The following is a 19,296-nucleotide window of genomic DNA, read 5'->3' on the forward strand; positions in this document are numbered from 1 at the left end:
GGTGCATGAAAAAACGCACTCTAGCCTGATTCTGCGCCGCAGGGAAAGACGCTTTGGTTGCAGGTTATGACCGTTGGTTCTGAGGCGAGATGCGCCGGATGAACGCTTAAGGCAGCAGCGCCGCGGCCTCCCGATCGGCGATAATCAACAGGTCCGGATGCAGCATCAAAATGCTGGCGGGCACCCCGCTCTCCACCGGCCCGCTGACAATGCGCCGCAAAATGTCCGCTTTGTGCGAACCGTTGACGAGCAGCACCAGCTTTTTGGCGGCCATCACGCTTGCAGGCCCCAGGGTGACGTAATGATCGGGCAGCCATTCAGTGCGGCCGCCCACCTCTTTGAGCAAAATGTCCGCCAGATCCGGCCTGGCGGAAACCGGCACCCGACAGGTGCGGTCTTCGAAGGCGGTGGTGCCCGGCAGATTGCCGCAGAAATGCCCGTCCGCCCCGACGCCCATCACGATCGCATCCAGCCCGCCATCTTCGGCGATACGCCGATCGTGCTGCAGGTAGTTGTCCGAATTCAAGACGTGCAGTTGCCGCTCGGGGATCGCCGCCGGGCCAAAGAACATACGGTGCAGATTCTCCATGGTGACGCCATAGCCCGATCGGCCGGCGTAAGGAATTTCATCGAAATTATAGTAATGCGCGTTGGCGAATTCCGCGTGGCCCTTGACGCGCGGAGCCAACAACTCATACATCCGTTTAGGCGTCGAGCCGGCGGTGATAGCCAGATTGACGCGCTGCGGGCGCAGCATGTAACTCAACAACAGGCTGGCGGCCAGCTCACTCATTTCCTGGTAGTCATTAGCGACGACAAGTTTCATTCCCTTCTCCTTTTGCAAAAAAAAAAACCTAACCGCCCATCCGGCCATGTTCGATGCCGGGAGAGAAGTTAGGTTTTGCCTGATCGCGTCAGTAACAATCCGTTTCTTGTCAGGTTATGGCGGCCAGGAATGAAATGCAAACCGCGTTGTGTGATGCAAGCCGCAATTGCGGCGATGCCTTTTTCGCGCCCTATACCGGCACGCGGCGGCTAATCTCCACCACCTGATCGCTGGGCAGGTAGTAATAATCCGTGACGTGCATGCCGTTGCGCACCATCAGCGCGAACAGGTTGCGCTGCCAGGATGGCAACCGGTCGTTCGCTTCGCGGCGCACCACGGTCTCGTGCCCGAGATAGTAGGTCGCCTCGTCGAAGTTCAGACCGGATTTCTGCGCCTCGACGTGCTGCAACAGCTGCGGGATGTTAGGCCGCTCCATAAAGCCATAGCTGGCCACGCCGCACCAAAAGCCCGGCGACAGCTCGCGCATCACCAACCGTTCAGCATTCGAGACCCGCGGCTCATTGACGATGGCAATGGTGAGCGCCAGCACGTTGGCGTGCAGCGAACCGTTACGCTTGACCTGCCATTTCATCACCGGCGGCGTCCCTTGCAGGCTGCGAGTCAGGAATACCGCGGTGCCCGGCACGCGCGGCACGGATTCGCGGCGGATTTTCTCCAGGAAATCCGCTACCGGCACTGTAGTTTCACCGAGGGTGCGCGCGGCCGCCAGCACCCCGCGATGCCAGATCAGCATCACGGTATAGACCGCGGCGGCCAACAGCAGCGGGATATAACCGCCCTGCAGCACTTTAGTCATGTTGGCCGTCAGGAAGCTCAAATCGACCACGAAGAAACCGCCCGCCACCAACAGGCTGGCGATCGGCCCCCAGCGCCACACCTCGCGCATGGCGACGAACAGCAGGCCGGTGGTCATGATCATGGTCAACGAGACGGCGATGCCGTAGGCGGCGGCCAGATTGTCCGACGATTTAAAGAACACGGTAAGGAACAGCGTCACCACCATCAGCAGCCAGTTGATGGCGCCAATGTAGATCTGCCCGTAACTTTCCTCGGTGGTTTGCCTGACCCGCAGCCGCGGCAGCCACCCCAGTTGGATCGCCTGCCGGGTCATGGAAAATGCACCGCTGATGATCGCCTGGCTGGCGATGATCGTCGCCAGCGTGGCCAGGATCACCAGCGGGATCAGCAGCGCCGGCGGGCATAAACGGAAGAAGATGTTCTGCGTGACATCGGCGCCGCTCAGGATCAGCGCGGCCTGACCGGCGTAGTTAAGCAACAGGCTGGGAAAAACGATGCCGAACCAGGCCAGCCAAATCGGCCGTTTGCCGAAATGCCCCATATCGGCATACAGCGCTTCGGCGCCGGTGACGCACAAAAACACGCCGCCCAGCACCAGGAAGCTGGTCAGTCCGTTGGAGAACAGAAAGTGAATGCCGTAGAGCGGGTTCAGCGCCAGCAATACCGCCGGATGCTGGATGATGCCCCACACGCCCAACGCAGCGATCGACAGGAACCACAGCGCCATGATCGGCCCGAACACGCGGCCGATGCGCGCGGTACCCAGCGGCTGAATGGCGAACAGACTGAGCAAAATCACCACCGCCGCCGGCAGAATAAAGGGCTGCGACGCCGGCAGCACGATGTTCAGCCCTTCGAGGGCCGAGAGCACCGAGATGGCCGGCGTGATGGCGCCGTCGCCGTAAATGAGCGCGGCGCCGAACAGGCCGGCGAATAGCACCAGCGGCCGGGATTTTCGCTTGCTGACCAGCAGCGACATCAGCGCCATGATGCCGCCCTCGCCGCGGTTGCCGATGCGCATGGCGAACATGGCGTATTTGAGAGAAGTGACGATCACCAGCGTCCAGAATATCAGCGACAGCAGGCCAAGGATCACCGGCGCCGAAGGCGCGTCGCCGGAGAGAAACAGCACGGTTTTCAGGGTGTACAGCGGGCTGGTGCCGATATCGCCGAACACCACACCCAATGCGCCCAACGCCAGCGGCGCCAGCCCCGTCTTATTCACGGTTTCCGTATCATTGCCGACAGACATCTGCTCGCTCCTTGACGTTGCGCTGAGAGTGGGAATTATTGTCACTTTGTGGCCGTCGCGCCACGTGATCGGCAAGTTAAGCATAGCCGTCATCTTCGCCAGTGACAGCATCGCGCGTTGGAGCTTCAGCAATCATCGCCGGTGAGCAACGGTTTAAAAACGCCCACCCCGGAGGGCCTATTACTTTCCTGTTGGCGTGGCGTGCGTCGTGGGAAAGTGAAATGAACGTCCGGCTCCCCCCTGTTTCCGCCCGGCGTTACGCGAGCCGGCTCTCATCGGCTTCGCGGCGCAGCCACTGCCGCAGATTTTCGCCTTCCTGCGACAGCTCGCTATCCAGTCGAGCGCACAGGTAATAATCGCGGCCGTCGTCGATCGGCAGATCGAACATTTTGATCAATTCACCGCTTTCAAGGTACTGGGCGATTAACGGTTCACGCATCAACGCGCACCCTAGCCCCGCCTGCACCGCCGCCAACGTCAACAATCCGTCCTCAAACATCGGGCCGATACTGCGCAGCGGGCGCTTGACGCCGGCCTGCTGAAACCATTGCATCCAGGTATTGCGCTCCTCGTCGTGCAGCAGCGGCAGCGTCGCCAGCTGCTCCGGCGTATCGAGCAAACCATGCAGTTTACTGAATGCCCGGCTGCACACCGGCACCATTTTGCCGGACATCAGCTTCTCGCTGCGATAGCCGGTCCACTGCCCGACCCCGAAGCGGATCGACAGGTCGGCGGCGTCGCTCAGGTAATTGCGGTGGTTGGCGTAGACCACATTGATGTCGATATCCGGATTTTCGCGCAGGAAACCGCGCAGCCGCGGAATGAACCAACCCATGCCGAACAGCGGGATCAGGCTGATGGTCACCTGCCGCGACGCGGATTGCTCGCGCACGTGTTCGGTCGCCTGGCGCAGCACGTTGAACGCCGAGCGAATCGAACGGTAATACTCCCGCCCCTCGCTGCGCAGCACCAGGTTACGCCCCTGCCGTTCGGTCAACGGCATCTGCAAAAATGCCTCCAACGTTTTGAGTTGATGACTGACCGCCGAAGGCGAAATCATCAGCTCGTTAGCCGCCGCGCTGATGCCCCCCAGGCGCGCGATGGCTTCGAACGCCCGCACGGCGCGCAGCGGCGGATCGTTCGGCAGCATCGGCAATGGCTCATCGTACTGTTCTGTTTTTTTCATATATTGACTGTTTTTGGGAAATCGACACTGAAGGAATGGATTCAATATACATAAAAATCAACGCATTAAAATCACTCGTTTTTTGTATAAGAAAGTATTTTTCCGTATTTTACAATTTTTTTAAATTCTCTACTGTGACCCTCCTGACTCATTATCTCCGGACTCTCTCTATGGATACGCTGGTACAGCAAACCGTCAACGGTTTGATGCTCGGCAGCATCTATGCGCTGATCGCGCTCGGTTACACCATGGTGTACGGCATCCTGCGCATCATCAATTTCGCGCACGGCGACGTGCTGATGGTCGGTGCGCTGAGCGCGTTGTCGGCGATAAGCCTGTTGCAACACCACTTTCCCGCGTTACCACCGTACGCCACGCTGCTGCTGGCGGCCCTGTTCGCCATGGCGGTCTGCGCCATCACCTCGATGGCGATCGAGCATCTCGCCTACCGCCGGTTGCGCAATGCACCGCGCCTGGCCCCGCTGATCAGCGGTATCGGCGTCTCGCTGCTGCTGCAAACCCTGGCGATGCTGATCTGGTCACGCAATCCCCTGATGTTTCCGCAGCTGCTGCCAATGACCCCCATCGCCCTGACCGCAGGCAGCGGCGGGCATGCGCCGGCGGTGATCACCGGCACGGCGATCGTCACGCTGGCGGTGGCCGTCGCGGTCATGGCCGGCTTATGGCTGCTGGTCGAACACAGCCGTTTCGGCCGCGCCATGCGCGCCACGGCGGAAAACCCGCAGGTCGCCGGCCTGATGGGCATCAGTCCTGACCGCATCATCGTTCTGACCTTCGCGCTCGGCGGCGCGCTGGCGGCGGTGGCCGGCATCATGATGGCCAGCAACTACGGCAACGCCGGTTTCTCGATGGGCTTTCTGCCGGGCATCAAGGCGTTTACCGCTGCCGTGCTTGGCGGCATCGGCAACCTGCGCGGCGCGATGCTCGGCGGATTGCTGCTGGGCCTGTTCGAATCGCTGGGCACCGGCTATCTCGGCGAGCTGACCGGCGGCGTGTTCGGCAGCAACTACCAGGACGTGTTCGCGTTTCTGGTGCTGATCGCCGTGCTGGTCTTCCGCCCCTCCGGGCTCTTGGGCGAACGCATCGCCACGCGCGCATAAGGACATCACCATGACCGTTTTGACTCCTCCCGTTCCTCTGGCCACGCCGCGCCGCGCCAGGCTGGGGCTGACGCTGTTCATTCTCGCGCTGCTGCTGGCGCCCTGGGTGGCGGGCGCCGCCGGGGGCAACTACTGGGTGCGGGTCGTCGATTTCGCCCTGCTGTACCTGATGCTGGCGCTCGGGCTGAACATCGTGGTGGGCATGACCGGGTTGCTGGACATGGGCTTTATCGCCTTTTACGCCGTCGGCGCCTATTTGGCCGCGCTGCTGTCGTCACCGCATCTGACACAGCAATTCCCGCTGCTGCTGCAGTGGTTCCCCGACGGGCTGCACCTGTCGATGCTGGGTCTGATCCCGCTGGCGGCGCTGCTGGCGGCGGCGTGCGGCATCCTGCTCGGCGCGCCGACGCTGCGGCTGCGCGGCGATTATCTGGCGATCGTCACGCTCGGTTTCGGCGAAATCGTGCGCATTCTGATGCGCAATCTCGACCGCCCGGTCAACCTCACCAACGGCCCCAAAGGCATTTCCGGCATCGATCCGGTCAGCCTGTTCGGCCTGAAGTTTTCCGGCATGCATGAGTGGTTCGGCGTACGTTTTTCCGGCCTGTACCTGTATTACTACCTGTTCGCCGCCCTGCTGCTGGCGATCCTCTTCATCAGCCTGCGGCTGCAGAACTCGCGCATCGGCCGCGCGTGGACGGCGATCCGCGAAGACGAGGACGCCGCGCGGGCGATGGGCATCAACACCCGCAACTTCAAGCTGCTGGCCTTCGCCATCGGCGCCACCTTCGGCGGCGTGGCCGGCGCGCTGTTCGCCGCGTTTCAGGGCTTCGTGTCGCCGGAATCGTTCACCCTGCAGGAATCGATCGCCGTACTGGCGATGGTGGTGCTCGGCGGCATGGGGCACATCCCCGGCGTGATCCTGGGCGCGCTGCTGCTGGCCGCCCTGCCGGAGCTGCTGCGCAGCAGCATGGGGCCGCTGCAGCAGGCGCTATTCGGCCAGGTGCTGATCGACCCGGAAATCATCCGCCAACTGTTTTACGGCCTGGCGCTGATCCTGGTGATGCTGTATCGCCCGGCGGGCCTGTGGCCGGCCCGCCACGCACGGGGGAACGCCGCATGACGCCGCTGCTCGCTTTACACCATATCAGCAAACGCTTCGGCGGCCTGACGGCGGTGGATGACGTCAGCATGAGCATCCGCCAGGGGGAAATCTACGGCCTGATTGGGCCGAACGGCGCCGGTAAGACCACCTGCTTCAACCTGATCACCGGCCTGTATCGCGCCGACGCGGGCGAGTTTCGCCTGGCGGGCCAGCGCTATAAGCCCCAGGCGATCGACAAAGTGGCGCAGGCCGGCATTGCCCGCACCTTCCAAAACCTGCGGTTGTTCAATGAAATGAGCGTGCTGGAAAACGTGATGGTCGGCTGCCACGTGCGCACCCGCAACGGCCTGTGGGCGGCGATCGCCCGGCACCGTCGCGCCAGGGAGGAGGAACAGGCGGTGCGCGATAAATCTCATGCGCTGCTGGAGTACGTCGGCATCAGCCAATTCGCCCATTACCGCGCCGGCGATCTCGCCTACGGCCATCAGCGGCGGCTGGAGATCGCCCGCGCGCTGGCGACCGAGCCCCGATTGCTGGCGCTGGACGAACCGGCGGCCGGCATGAACGCCGGAGAAAAAGTGGCGCTGCGCGAACTGCTGCTGCGCATCCGCGACAGCGGCAAAACGCTGCTGCTGATCGAACACGACGTCAAGCTGGTGATGGGTCTGTGCGATCGGCTGACGGTGCTGGATTACGGCAAAGCGATCGCCGAAGGCGAACCGGCTCAGGTGCGGCGCGAACCGGCGGTCATTCAAGCCTATCTGGGAGGCGGCGCGCATGTCTGAAGCCCTGCTGAGCGTTAAACGACTCAAAGTGTCTTATGGCGGCATTCATGCGGTCAAAGGCATCGATTTCACGGTGAGCGCCGGCGAACAGGTGACGCTGATCGGCGCCAATGGCGCGGGCAAAACCTCGAGCCTGCGGGCGCTGACCGGCCTGCAGCCGTTTGAGGGCGACATCCTGTTCGACGGCCGTTCGATTCGCGGCATGCCGCCGCACCGCTTGCTGCAACAAGGGCTGGTGATGGTGCCGGAGGGACGCGGCATTTTCACCCGCCTGACGGTGCGAGAAAACCTGCAGCTGGGTGCCTATGCGCGGCGTGACGCATCGGCGGTGCGGCAAGATTTTGAACGCGTGTGCGCCACCTTCCCACGGCTGAGCGAGCGCCTGCATCAACCGGCCGGGCTGCTTTCCGGCGGTGAACAACAGATGGTGGCGATGGGCCGCGCGCTGCTCAGCCGCCCGCGGCTGCTGATATTGGACGAACCGTCGATGGGGCTGGCGCCGATTGTGGTGGAGGCCATTTTCTCGGTCATCAAGCAGTTAGCCCGTGACGGCGTCACGCTGCTGTTGGTCGAGCAGAACGCCCGCCTGGCGCTGGCGTCCACCGATCGCGCCTACGTATTGGACAGCGGCAGCCTGAGCCACAGCGGCCGCTCCGCCGACATGCTGGACGATGAAAAAATCAAACGGATCTATTTGGGTGAATAACCGTTGTTACCTTTAACCGCACCAGGAGTATGACATGCAGCAGAACATTCGCATCAAGCCGTTGGCGCTGGCCGCCATGACAATGATCCTGAGCCTCCCGGCGCTGGCGGACGACACCGTGTTGATCGGTCTTGCCGGGCCGCTGACCGGCCCTTCCGCGCGCATCGGCAAAGATCTCGAAAACGGCGCACGGCTGGCGATCGCCGACGCTAACGCACAGAAACCGACGCTGAACGGCAAACCGGTCACCTTCAAGCTGGTGTCCGAGGACGATCAGTCCGACCCGCGCACCGCCGTGGCCGTGGCGCAGCGTTTGGTCGACGAAGGCGTCGCCGGCGTGGTCGGCCACTGGAACACCGGCACCAGCATCCCGGCGGCGCGCATCTATCACGACGCCGGCATCGCTCAGGTGGCGCCGGTGGCGACCGGTCACGGCTACACGCAGCAAGGTTTTGACACCAGCTTTCGCGTGATGGGCCACGACGACGACGGCGGCAACTACGCCGGGCAATATGCGGTGAAGACGCTGAAAGCCAAGCGCATCGCAGTGATAGACGATCGCACCGCTTTCGGCCAGGGGCTGGCGGACGAGTTTATCAAATCGCTGCAGGCCCAGGGCGTGCAGCCGGTCACCCGTGAGTATGTGGATGACAAGACCGTTGATTTCAGCGCCGTACTGACCACCGTCCGCAGTAAAAACGCCGATCTGATCTTCTTCGGCGGCGTGGATTCGCAGGCGGCGCCGCTGGCGCGCAAACTGAAACAGCTGGGCATGAACGCGCAGCTGATGGGCGCCGGCGGCTTCGTCAGCCAAACCTTCCTGACGCTGGCGCAGCGGGAAGGCGAAGGCGTCGTCGCGCTGGAGCCGGGGCTACCGCTGGAACAGATGCCGGGCGGCAAGGCGTTTGAACAAGCCTACCGCGATCGTTATCACACCCACATCGAACTGCATGCGCCCTTCGCCTACGACGCCACCCGGGTGCTGATCGCCGCCATTGAGCAAGCCGATTCGGCCAATCCGGCCGATTATCTGCCGAAACTGCGCGCCATACATTACCAGGGCGTCACCGGCGACATCGCCTTCGATGCGCAAGGCAACCTGCAACAGCCGAGCTTCACCCTGTACCGGGTGGTTGACGGCAAATGGCAGCCGCAAACCGTGTTGGGCGGCGCCAAGTCACAATAAATCAAGAGGAGCAAGGCGATGAGCTGTGCAAAAAACGAATTGGGCATTTTGGCCCGCAGAAAGATCGAGGCGGAGATCATCAAGCCGATCTACCAGATTCTGGTGCGTGAAATCGGCAAGGCGCGCGCTCAGGCGGTGATCGGCGAAGCCATCGAGAATGCCGCCATCGAGGCGGGCAAACAGTTCGCCGCCCAGGAACCGAACGGCGCGGATCTGCGCAGCTTCGCCGCCTTGCAGTACCTGTGGGAAAAAGACGATGCGCTGCGCGTCGAGGTGATCAATCAGGACGCGCAGCACTTCGACTATAACGTCACCCGCTGCCGCTACGCCGAGATGTATCACGAGATGGGGCTGGGGGAGATCGGCCACCTGCTCTCCTGCGCTCGCGACAGTCAGTTTATCGTTGGCTATGCCCCTGACGTCGACCTGCAGCGCAGCCAGACCATCATGTCCGGCGCCCCCTGCTGCGATTTCCGCTACACCGCTAAAACGCCGGGAGAAGATCAATGACGTATCGAGTCAACGGCGAGCGCCTGTGGCAAAGCCTGCAGACGATGGCGCAGTTCGGCGCCATCGCCAATAACGGCGTCACCCGGCTGGCGCTGAGTGAAGAAGATCGGCAAGCGCGCGATCAGCTGCGCGCCTGGGCGCTGGAGGCGGGTTGCACCGTACGCGTCGACAAAATGGGCAACATGTTCCTGCGGCGTGAAGGCGCTCGCCCCGAGCTGGCGCCGGTCGTCACCGGCTCGCACGGTGATTCGCAGCCCCGCGGCGGCCGTTTCGACGGCATCTACGGCGTGCTGGCCGGATTAGAGGTTATTCGTACCCTTAACGATCGGCAGATCGTCACCGAACGCCCGATTGAAGTGATCAACTGGACCAACGAAGAAGGCGCGCGCTTCGCGCCGGCGATGATCGCCTCGGGCGTGTTCGCCGGGGTATTCGACCTGGAATACGGCCTGACGCGCCGCGACGAGCACGGCGTCAGCCTCGGCGACGCGCTGGAGCGCATCGGCTACGCCGGCGAGTATCCGGTGGGCGGTTCGCCGATCCATGCCGCCTTCGAGTTGCACATCGAACAGGGGCCGATTCTGGAAGCGGAGCATCTCGACATCGGCGTAGTCACCGCCGCACAAGGGCAGCGCTGGTATGAACTGGAGGTCGTCGGCTTCAGCGCCCATGCCGGCACCACGCCGATGGATCGGCGCCGCGACGCCCTGCTCGGCTTTGCGGCGCTGGTCACGGCGGTCAACCGCATCGGTTGGGATTTCGCGCCCGACGCGCGCGCCACGGTGGGCATGGCGCAAATCACCCCCAATTCGCGCAACGTGGTGCCGGGGCGCGTCTTTTTCAGCGTCGAATTCCGCCATCCGCAGGAGGCTATTCTGGCGCAGATGGAGCAGCGCCTACTGGCGGCGGTAAACGAGGTCAACGGCGGCGGCCTGGCCGCCCGGGCCGAGCGCATCTTCCAGTATCCCCCGGTCGCCTTCGATCCGGGGTGTATTGGCAGCGTGCGTCACGCCGCACAGGCGTTGGGCTATCGCCATCGCGACATGATTTCCGGCGCCGGCCACGACGCCTGTTACCTTAATCGCGTCGCCCCGACCGCCATGATCTTCATTCCCTGCGTGGACGGCATCAGCCACAACGAGCGGGAAGATATCACCCCCGCCTGGGCCGCCGCCGGCGCCGATGTGTTGCTCAACGCCCTGCTGGCGCACGCCGACGCCTGATCCTCGCCCCGGTTTGGCGCCGGGGCAAAAAATATTCAACAAAACGGTTGAATATTAGCCCGCCTGATCTATATTCAACCATATGGTTGAATTATCTTCCTCACAGCTGGACGCCATTTTTCATGCGCTGGCCGATCCGACCCGCCGCTCGATGTTACGCGCGCTGGCCGGCGGTGAACGCAGCATCGGCGAACTGGCCGCGCCGTTGCAGATGTCGTTCGCCGGCGCCTCCAAGCACGTGAAAGCACTGGAACATGCGGGCCTGGTGCAACGCACCGTGCAAGGAAGAAACCATATCTGCCGGCTCGAACCCGAGCCTATGGCGCAGGCCATGCACTGGCTGCAAACCTATGAACATTTCTGGACTGAACGGCTGGATGCGCTCGAACAGGCGCTGCTGCAGCCCGAACAGCTTCCTCCCAAGGAGTGAACCATGAATGATTACGGCATGATTATCGAACCCGGCACGCTGCGCATCCAGCGGTTGCTGCCCGGCCCCATCGAGCGGGTGTGGGCTTACCTGACCGAATCCGACAAGCGCGCCACCTGGCTGGCGGCCGGCGCCATGAAGTTGGAAAACGGCGCGCCGCTGGAGCTGGAGTTTCGCAACTCCGATCTGGCGGGCGAGCACGAGCAACCGCCGGCCAAGTACAAACAGCATGGCGGCTGCGTCAGCAACCGCGGCCACATCACCTGCCTGTTCCCGCCGCGCCTGCTGAGCTTTACCTGGGCCGAACAGGAGCAGGGGCGCCCTTCCGAAGTGACCTTCGAGTTGACGGAACAGGGAAACGCGGTGCTGCTAACGGTCACCCACCGGCGCCTGGCTAACCGCGACGAGATGCTCAGCGTCGCCGGCGGCTGGCATACCCATCTGGATATTCTGCTGGATCGCCTGCACGATCGGGCGCCGCAGCCGTTCTGGAGCACCCATGCCCGGCTGGAAGAAGAGTACCGCGCCCGCCTGTAATTACGACTCGTCCCTGCGCCTGAACGCCAGATAACCGGCGATCAGCGTAAAACTGCCGACCAGCAACACCAGCAGGATAAAACCGTGGTGATTGCTGGCCAGCGGTATCCCTCCGACGTTCATGCCGAAAAAACCGGCGACGATGTTGATAGGCAACGCCAGCACGGTGATCACCGTCAGGGTGTAAAGCGTGCGGTTATTCTGCTCCATCAGTTTGGCGCCCAGCTCTTCCTGCAGCAGCCGAATGCGTTCGGTCAGGCTGGCGAGATCGTTCAACACCACGGTGAACTCTTCGGTAAACTGCCGCAGATCCTGCACCACCTCACGGCTCAGCCAGCTCGGCGGCCGGTTCAACAGGCGAAACAGCGCGGCCGGCTCCGGCGCCAACAGGCGCTGAAAGCGCAATAGCATGCGGCGCATGCGCCCCAGCTCGGCGCGGTTGCGTTTAACGCGGCTCGTCAGCAGACGATCCTCGATGGTATCGACATACTGGTTGGCCTGCCGCACCACCTGCTCCAGCACATCCTCCTGCTCTTCCAGCAGGTGCGCCAGCAGTTCGGTGGACGACGCCAGCTGCAGCGCCGTCAGGCGGCCCAGCAACCGCTCGATCAATCGCACCGGTTTATGACGCACGGTCACCACCAGCCCACGGCGGCAATACAGCCACAGCGTCGCCGTTTCCGGGTTGTTGTCTTCAGGGTGGAAGATCACGTCGTTGAGCACGGCGAACAGATCGTCGCCCTGCCGCTCGATGCGAGTAGTGTGGGAACCGTGGCGAATTTCGTGAAAGAAAAAATCGGAAATGGCGAAATGGTTTTTCAGCCACTTCTCCGCCGCCGCGTGGTTGAGATTGAGGTGCAGCCAGATAAAACCGTCGCCGGGCGACAACGTTTGGTAAGCCAGGCAAACCTGCTGCGAGTTCAGGCGCGCCGGCGGCTCGCCGGAGCGAAACGCATGGCCGTAGATCAGCCCGGTCACTTCATCATCAAAATCCAGCTTGTGCATCTTTTCCGCTGCCCTTTGCACCATAACGCCTTATCCTGCCTATTGCCGTTAGCCCAGATCGTCCACGCTGTTATAACAATCTTTATCGCTCGGCGTTAATGATTTTCAACGCTCTTGCTCATTAATATTTCCGTCATAAAAACGTCATTTCATTTTAAAAAGTTTTCATCCCTTGCCCGTTCAGCAACCGCACAATGGCTAAATGAATATAGCGGCTGATACCCTCCATCATGCAAGACACATTCATTTAAGGAACACGCTCAATAAGGAGACAACGACAATGAACAAGTTTATTACGGGCGGATGGAGCCAGTCTCTGGCTGGCCAACCGCATAAAGCGTTCGATGTCATGATGTACGGCATGGTAACCAACCTTGATGGCTTAACCACAGGCACCTCAGCCCAGCCAGGATGGAGCCCGGAAAAACAAAACAAACCCGATACGCTTCCCGGCTTTAACGGAAAGACACTATGGGTTTACGGCGGCGGCGGATGCTCCCCACAGCAAAAGCCGGCCAATGAGGATGAAGTGTTGAGGATCGTCGCGGCCACGGTCGATCGGGGCTGGGATGGCGTCGATTTTGATGACGAATGCAATATGAACACCGAACGGGTCATCGAAGCCATGAAACGGCTAAAAGAGGCCGGGAAAGAGACCAGCTTTGGTTTTATTGCCGGTTATTCTTACAACCACCCCAATACGGGAAATGGCAACAAGCTCAACGAGAAAGTCAGAAAAATCATTCAATCAGACCAATGCGACCGCTTTATCCATTACTGTTATGCGGCAGCGATGTGGAGCAATGACGATATTCTCGCTAATGTGATCCCGGCATTAAAACAATCGTTGGCGAACGGGGCCGAAAATAAAAAATGCATTCTGGCCCTGACGACCAAAGGATTGACCGACTGGAATTTAAATTACTTTATCGATCAGGTTTTGGACTTTAACCTTGGCGGATTATTTATTTGGAATTACGCTAACCTGACGGATGAGCACGATAAAATTATCCAGCGCCGGCTAGGCAATTAGCGCAGTTCGATTTGTCGCCGCACAACAAGCGGCCGCATTCGCGGTCGCTTTATCAGCTAAAGAAAGGGCTATTCAATAAATCCCAGTTTAAACTGCGCCTTGCCCGCCAGCGACATCAGGCTCGCATCTTCAGGATAGGTCGCCAGCAGCGGGAAAAATACTGCGCCGCCGATAATGCTGCGGCGCTTTGAATCTGCCGGGCGCAGCCCCCAGATATTCTGGTACGTCATCGGCACAACCTGGCCGTCAATGAGCGCATTGCCGATATACAGCATGATATGGCCCGGAATGTAAACCAGCGTGGTGAAGGGTTTGCCGTGATCTTTGAGATAGCGCAGCCGTTCACTGGTGTTCGCTTGAGCAAGATCAACCACCCGGGTGGCCGCCTGTATCTGCGCGGCGGAATTTCTGGGAAGAAAGAGGCCAAAAGGCATCAACAGACTGCGCAGTTCGGCGGAGCAGTCATTATTGAAGTTATAGTTCCCCCAGCCATAAGGCCTGCCGCTCATTGACCGCATCAGTACGGCAAGATGTTCGGGCGTCATTTTCCACGGCATGGCGGCAAATTCCCCCTTCTTGACAACGACCCGGCGCATCTGTGCGCGGCCATCCTCTCGGCGTACCGGCACGGCGACCACAAAAAGGCCCTGTCGGTGACGGTAAAATGGCAGAATCGTGCCGTGGCGCGCCGTAAAATAAAACTGGCCGCCCGTTTGCACCGAAACCGGCTGTTTAATGAATGCCCCCAGATTTTTCCCCGCCAGCGCCAGCCATTCTGAGACAAACCGCTGATCCGCCGCCGCGATGTCTTCGCTATGCACCCAACCGATCACCGTAGGCGACATGACGTATTTCCAGCGTTTATCGCGGCTTTGCGTAATAACGTATACCGGAGTGCCGGGGCGGATAGACGAATCCTGCAAATTATCAAAGGGATAACCTTGCCCAGCCAGGCGAGGATCGTCATAAGCCGGATCGTCCGTCGGCAGGATCCTGACCAGCGTCTCCCTGACCGCAATGCCTCGGGCCGAAGAATGATAAACCTGGCTAATGTCCGTAGAAGCGTTATCTCTGACTTGCTGTTTCCAGCGGTCGGTGTGAGTCCTGAAGTTTTCCCCCCAGGAGACACTTCCACGGCCAAGGTATTTATCCATTGCGGCATCACGGTGGCTTTCCGCTTCGCGGTTCAGGACGGCAGCGATGTAATGCGGATTCCAGGGGGATTCATCGTTCGGCTCCATGCCAAAATAGTGAGATTTAAGAGCGGAAAAATGACGTTGCTGCGTGGCGGCATCCATCACGGGCACCCGCCGCTGCGGACCGGGCGGCAACCATTTATCGACAGACTGCGAATAGTTCCCCAGCGGGAACAGCGATTTGGTGGCATCGATAGGGGCTGTCGCCGTGGCGTCTTGAGGGGGCTGGCTGACCGGCGCGCTGTGGCAGGCCGACAGCAGCAGAAGAGTCATCAGGCACAGCGGTTTTATTCCATTAGTAGGCATACGTTATCAACTCCATGATAGGTTAAAATCCCTGCTTTATCCTGACGCGAAATTATTCGAATTGATACTTAATAACATCTGCGATTGATTTCCCGTTGAAGAAAACAAAGCCGGAGGCAACCCCATGACAGACGCCGACCGGATTTCCCGCCGCCGCACAGAATGCGATCGACCTTCCCGCCCTGCGCCGCCAAATCTGCTATCCTGCGGCTTTGCTTTCTGACAGGAGTCCTCCATGCGCCAACGCATCATTGTCTGCCCGCTGATTGAAAACGATAACGCCTTCCTGCTGTGCAAAATGGCCGCGCACAAGGGCGTATTTCCCGGCCAGTGGGCGCTGTCAGGCGGCGGCGTCGAGCTGGGTGAGCAGATAGAGCAAGCGCTGCGGCGCGAAGTGCACGAAGAACTGGGCCCCGCACTGATCCTCGACAGCATCACGCCCTGGACCTTCCGCGACGACGTGCGCATCAAAACCTACGCCGACGGCAGCCGGGAACAAATCTACATGATTTACCTGATTTTCGACTGCCACGCCGCCAACCGCGACGTGACGATCAACGATGAATTCGACGACTACGCCTGGGTGCCGCGCGAACGCCTGGCGGACTACGATCTGAACGAAGCCACCCGCTTCACGCTGCGGCAAAAGGGATTGCTGTAACAGTTTGAGCGATTATCACCCTATTTCCTTCACATTTGCCGGGCAGACTCTTTTGATATTTTTTAATCACTTAGGGTCACTATTGCCGTCGCTATGCTTTTATTTCTCCCTGTTCTCCGTCTGTCCGTCCGGCGCTTCGGCGCCGCCGCCCTGTTCAGCCTGCTGTTCGTTTTGGCACCCGCCCATGCCGCCGCGGCGCCATTGGTGTTGAATGCCAAATCGGTGCTGGTCGTCAATCAGCGTACCGGAAAAACGCTCTATCAGAAGCAACCGAACCGCGTGCTGCCGATCGCGTCTCTGTCCAAGCTGATGACCGCCATGGTCGCCCTGGACAGCAAACGCCCCATGGGCAGTCAACTCAAAGTCACCGCCGCCGATCGCGATCTGCTGAAAAAAACCCATTCGCGGCTGACCATCGGCTCGGTGCTCAGCCGCCGCGACATGCTGCACATCGCCCTGATGTCTTCGGAAAACCGCGCCGCCGCGGCGCTGAGCCGCAGTTATCCCGGCGGGCGCAAGGCCTTCGTGGCGAAAATGAATCAGAAAGCGCGCGCCATCGGCATGAAACGCGCCCGTTTCTACGATCCGACCGGGCTAACGCCGCGCAACGTAGCCACCGCCAGCGATCTGCTGAAAATGGTCAATCACGCCTATCGCTATCCATTGATTCGCCGCTTCAGCACCGACAAGCAGCAGATCGTGCGTCCTGGCCGCGGCCAGCTGGTCTATCGCAGTTCCAACGGTCTGATCAACAACCCGGCCTGGAAGATCCAGCTGCAGAAAACCGGCTTTACCGACGAGGCCGGTCACTGCCTGGTGATGCGCACCACCATCAAAGGGCAGCCGGTGGTGATGATCTTGCTTGGCGCGCAGCCGCGCTACGGCCACTACCGTGACGCCATTCGTCTGAAGGCCTGGCTGGAGCGGTAAAATCGCGGCGCTTTACCGTTCTGCGCATATCCAAATCCGTTTTGGATCAATGGAATATCCTATCGCCAATCAGTATTAAGCCGCGCGCCGCCCGCATGGTATTTGTCAGGCATATCTGATGATGAAAGGAGCGGGAAAAATGGCTTATGCCTTGAGCATATTGGAAAAAAGTCCGATCGCCGACGGGGAAAGCGCCGCGCAGGCGCTGGCGCGCACGCTGCAGCTGGCGCAACGGGCGGAACGCTGGGGGTATCGGCGTTTCTGGCTGGCGGAGCACCACAACACGCCGCAGCTCGCCTGCCCGTCGCCGGAAGTGCTGATCGGCTACCTGCTCGGCCAGACGACGCGCATTCGCATCGGCTCCGGCGGCGTGATGCTGCAGCACTACAGCGCCTACAAGGTGGCCGAAAACTTCAACCTGCTGGCGGCGCTGGCGCCGGGACGCGTCGATCTCGGGGTGGGCAAAGCGCCCGGCGGGCTGCCGCTCGCAACCCAGGCGCTGCAGGCGGCCCACGATCGGCAACGCAAGCCGGACTTTCCTCAGCAGCTGTCGCAGTTGACCGCCTATCTGAACGACGACGCCGAGCCCGGCCTGAGCGCCACACCGCTGCCGCCGCAGGGCGCGCAGCGTTTTCTGCTCGGCGCCAGTAAAGAAAGCGCGACGCTGGCGGCCGAGTCCGGCTGGGCCTTCGTGTTCGCCGCGCATTTGAACGGCAATCCGCAGGATATCCGCGACGCGCTGGAGCACTACGCCGCACACAGCGGCGGCCGCAAGGCGCTGCTGGCGGTGGCGGCGATCGTGGCCCCCAGCGAGGAACAGGCCGCGGCATTGGCGGCCGACATTCGGCAATACCGCGTGCACATTGCCGGTGAGCAGAGTGTGACCGTCGGCAGCCTGGCGCAGGCGGAGAGTTTCGTGCAGCAGGCCGGCGCCACCGACTACCGCATCGAGCCGCGGGAAAGCCATATTCTGCTCGGCACCGCGCAGCAGGTGCATCAGCAACTGGCGCAGCTGCAGCAACAGTACGGCGTGGAAGAGTTCATCATCGACACGCCGATCGCCGAACCGGCCGCCCGGTTAGCCTCGCTGCAGTTACTGGCGGAGGAGAGTTTGACGCCGGCTTAGTTGATCGCCGCCGCCGCCCGCATGGCTTCGGACAGATCCTGCGCCAGCGGCGCCAACTGCGACGGCGTGACGTTCGCCAGGCTGACGCGGAGCGCCGGACCGCACTTCAGGCGGAAAGGTTCACCGCCCTGCACCAGCCATCCCCGCTGCGCCATCAGCTGCGCGGCGGCGGTTTCCGAACGCACCGGCACCCACAGATGCAGCCCTTCACCTACCGCCAGCGCCGTGTGATTCAACGCATTGAGCCGCTGGACCAGCTCGTCCCGTCTGGCCTGATACGCCTGTTGCGCCCGCTGCAATTGCCCTTCCTGCAAGGCTTGTTCCCACAGTCTGGCGGCGATCTGCTGCAAGATATGGCTGACCCAGCGTTCGCTGATGTACTGATCGGCGCGCATCGCCTGCAGCAAGGTCGGGCTGCCGCAAGCCAACGCGATGCGCAGATCCGGGCTGAGAAACTTGCTGAGCGACAGCACGTACAGGCCGCGATCGCCGTCGAACGGCAGATGCAGCGGCTGTTGCGACAACGGCCCCCAGAAATCGTCGACGATCGCCAGACACTGCGGATGGCCGCGCAGAAAACCTCGCCACTGCTGCGCACGTTGCGCTGAAAGCGAAGCGCCGGTCGGATTATGGGCGCGCGGCGTCAGGATCACCGCGTCGGCCGTGCCACTCTCCGGCAGCCGACAGCCCTGTTCATCCACCGCCAGCGGCAGCGGCCGCAGGCGCAGGTGACGCAGCAGCGTCAATAGCGGCGGCCAGCAGGGATCTTCCACCCACACCGCCGCCCCAGGCTGGGCATGGCAGCGCAGCGCCTTTTCCATCGCGTCCAACGCGCCGGAAAACACCGCCGGTTCCCCCAGGGCCACGCCCTGGCGCCCGAGCCACTCACGCCCGAGACCGGTCAATACCGGCAGGTCGCCGCTGATGTCATAGCCGTTTTGCTGCGGGAACACCTCCGCCGCGCCAAGCCTCAGTGCCGGCAGCAAAGCGGCATCCAGGTTGCCGCTGGCCAGATCGCACATCCCCGCCGGCACCTGGCGCGGCGTATAGGCCGCACTCACCGCCGCCAGCGGCGGCTCCAGCACCACCGTACCCGCCCGCCCGCGCGTCGCCACCAGGCCGGCATCGCGCAATCTGGCGTATGCGCTGGCCACGGTATTCGGATTGACCTCCAGCTCCGCCGCCAGCTGGCGTACCGGCGGCAACAGTTCGCCCGGCCGCAGCGCGCCGTTTTTGATGCGTGCTGCGATCTGCTCGGCAATCTGGACAGCGCCGCCGCCTTTTGCATACAATGAAGCCATACATAAATCCTTTTGTACTAGTTCAAATAAGATTAGCAGTTTCTGCGGCCAA

Annotated in this window: 19 protein-coding genes; 13 read left to right on the forward strand and 6 right to left on the reverse strand. The window is 61.5% G+C overall.

Annotation, left to right across the window (positions count from 1 at the left end; all coding sequences use genetic code 11):
- Window positions 1-106: 106 nt before the first annotated feature.
- The 3 genes from ACP3TA_RS18520 to ACP3TA_RS18530 all read right to left on the reverse strand — a co-directional run bounded on the left by ACP3TA_RS18520 (window position 107) and on the right by ACP3TA_RS18530 (window position 4,083).
- Window positions 107-826, reverse strand: a complete 720-nt coding sequence (locus ACP3TA_RS18520; RefSeq protein ID WP_033643180.1) for a glucosamine-6-phosphate deaminase — start codon at window positions 824-826, stop codon at window positions 107-109.
- A 190-nt stretch (window positions 827-1,016) separates the two neighbouring features.
- Window positions 1,017-2,897 carry a potassium transporter Kup gene (locus ACP3TA_RS18525; RefSeq protein ID WP_160204326.1) on the reverse strand — a complete coding sequence of 627 codons (1,881 nt, stop codon included), beginning with the start codon at window positions 2,895-2,897 and terminating at the stop codon, window positions 1,017-1,019.
- A gap of 256 nt (window positions 2,898-3,153) precedes the next feature.
- Window positions 3,154-4,083 carry a LysR substrate-binding domain-containing protein gene (locus ACP3TA_RS18530; protein ID WP_033643182.1) on the reverse strand — a complete coding sequence of 310 codons (930 nt, stop codon included), beginning with the start codon at window positions 4,081-4,083 and terminating at the stop codon, window positions 3,154-3,156.
- 170 nt (window positions 4,084-4,253) lie between these two features.
- Here ACP3TA_RS18530 and ACP3TA_RS18535 point away from each other — a divergent pair, with 170 nt between their 5' ends.
- The 9 genes from ACP3TA_RS18535 (at window position 4,254) to ACP3TA_RS18575 (ending at window position 11,686) form a co-directional block, all read left to right on the forward strand.
- Complete coding sequence (locus tag ACP3TA_RS18535; RefSeq protein WP_046687108.1) at window positions 4,254-5,204, forward strand: branched-chain amino acid ABC transporter permease; 951 nt, start codon at window positions 4,254-4,256, stop codon at window positions 5,202-5,204.
- A 10-nt stretch (window positions 5,205-5,214) separates the two neighbouring features.
- Complete coding sequence (locus ACP3TA_RS18540; RefSeq protein WP_033643184.1) at window positions 5,215-6,327, forward strand: ABC transporter permease subunit; 1,113 nt, start codon at window positions 5,215-5,217, stop codon at window positions 6,325-6,327.
- Entirely contained in the window at window positions 6,324-7,094 is a 771-nt protein-coding gene (locus tag ACP3TA_RS18545) for an ABC transporter ATP-binding protein (protein WP_033643185.1), read from the forward strand. Before ACP3TA_RS18540 ends, ACP3TA_RS18545 begins: the two co-directional genes overlap by 4 nt.
- On the forward strand, window positions 7,087-7,800 hold the full coding sequence (locus ACP3TA_RS18550; RefSeq protein WP_033643186.1) for an ABC transporter ATP-binding protein: 714 nt from the start codon (window positions 7,087-7,089) through the stop codon (window positions 7,798-7,800). The genes ACP3TA_RS18545 and ACP3TA_RS18550 overlap by 8 nt, the downstream gene beginning before the upstream one ends.
- Window positions 7,801-7,876: 76 nt before the next feature.
- Window positions 7,877-8,986, forward strand: a complete 1,110-nt coding sequence (locus ACP3TA_RS18555; protein WP_346405209.1) for a branched-chain amino acid ABC transporter substrate-binding protein — start codon at window positions 7,877-7,879, stop codon at window positions 8,984-8,986.
- An 18-nt stretch (window positions 8,987-9,004) separates the two neighbouring features.
- A complete protein-coding gene (locus tag ACP3TA_RS18560; protein WP_033643188.1) occupies window positions 9,005-9,496 on the forward strand; it encodes an L-2-amino-thiazoline-4-carboxylic acid hydrolase in 492 nt (163 codons plus the stop codon).
- Window positions 9,493-10,719, forward strand: coding sequence for a Zn-dependent hydrolase (locus ACP3TA_RS18565; protein ID WP_197754761.1), 1,227 nt, complete (start codon window positions 9,493-9,495; stop codon window positions 10,717-10,719). The genes ACP3TA_RS18560 and ACP3TA_RS18565 overlap by 4 nt, the downstream gene beginning before the upstream one ends.
- A gap of 82 nt (window positions 10,720-10,801) precedes the next feature.
- The gene (locus ACP3TA_RS18570; RefSeq protein ID WP_004938187.1) at window positions 10,802-11,149 is read left to right on the forward strand and encodes an ArsR/SmtB family transcription factor; all 348 of its coding nucleotides are present in this window, start codon (window positions 10,802-10,804) and stop codon (window positions 11,147-11,149) included.
- A gap of 3 nt (window positions 11,150-11,152) precedes the next feature.
- The gene (locus tag ACP3TA_RS18575) at window positions 11,153-11,686 is read left to right on the forward strand and encodes an SRPBCC family protein (RefSeq protein ID WP_033643190.1); all 534 of its coding nucleotides are present in this window, start codon (window positions 11,153-11,155) and stop codon (window positions 11,684-11,686) included.
- Here ACP3TA_RS18575 and ACP3TA_RS18580 read toward each other — a convergent pair whose 3' ends face one another.
- Window positions 11,687-12,715 (reverse strand): transporter, encoded by a 1,029-nt coding sequence (locus tag ACP3TA_RS18580; RefSeq protein WP_033643191.1) that lies wholly within the window; start codon window positions 12,713-12,715, stop codon window positions 11,687-11,689.
- Between the two features lie 256 nt (window positions 12,716-12,971).
- Here ACP3TA_RS18580 and ACP3TA_RS18585 point away from each other — a divergent pair, with 256 nt between their 5' ends.
- On the forward strand, window positions 12,972-13,724 hold the full coding sequence (locus ACP3TA_RS18585) for a hypothetical protein (protein WP_206195949.1): 753 nt from the start codon (window positions 12,972-12,974) through the stop codon (window positions 13,722-13,724).
- Window positions 13,725-13,792: 68 nt separating this feature from the next.
- On the opposite strand, the gene ACP3TA_RS18590 is transcribed toward ACP3TA_RS18585, so the two are convergent.
- A complete protein-coding gene (locus ACP3TA_RS18590; protein WP_423153193.1) occupies window positions 13,793-15,193 on the reverse strand; it encodes an SH3 domain-containing protein in 1,401 nt (466 codons plus the stop codon).
- Window positions 15,194-15,461: 268 nt separating this feature from the next.
- Between ACP3TA_RS18590 and nudI the strand changes: the two genes are divergently transcribed.
- From nudI to ACP3TA_RS18605, 3 genes are all read left to right on the forward strand, one after another.
- On the forward strand, window positions 15,462-15,887 hold the full coding sequence (gene nudI, locus ACP3TA_RS18595) for a nucleoside triphosphatase NudI (protein ID WP_033643194.1): 426 nt from the start codon (window positions 15,462-15,464) through the stop codon (window positions 15,885-15,887).
- Window positions 15,888-15,980: 93 nt separating this feature from the next.
- Window positions 15,981-16,817, forward strand: coding sequence for a D-alanyl-D-alanine endopeptidase (gene pbpG, locus ACP3TA_RS18600; protein WP_122016621.1), 837 nt, complete (start codon window positions 15,981-15,983; stop codon window positions 16,815-16,817).
- 139 nt (window positions 16,818-16,956) lie between these two features.
- Complete coding sequence (locus ACP3TA_RS18605; RefSeq protein ID WP_046687114.1) at window positions 16,957-17,943, forward strand: MsnO8 family LLM class oxidoreductase; 987 nt, start codon at window positions 16,957-16,959, stop codon at window positions 17,941-17,943.
- Here ACP3TA_RS18605 and ACP3TA_RS18610 read toward each other — a convergent pair.
- Window positions 17,940-19,244: an aminotransferase class I/II-fold pyridoxal phosphate-dependent enzyme gene (locus tag ACP3TA_RS18610; protein ID WP_198772339.1), complete on the reverse strand. Its 1,305-nt coding sequence runs from the start codon at window positions 19,242-19,244 to the stop codon at window positions 17,940-17,942. The two genes, ACP3TA_RS18605 and ACP3TA_RS18610, sit on opposite strands and share 4 nt — an antisense overlap.
- Window positions 19,245-19,296 lie beyond the last annotated feature (52 nt).

The sequence above is a fragment of the Serratia sp. 2C06 genome, assembly GCF_050037615.1.
Lineage (GTDB): Bacteria > Pseudomonadota > Gammaproteobacteria > Enterobacterales > Enterobacteriaceae > Serratia > Serratia ureilytica.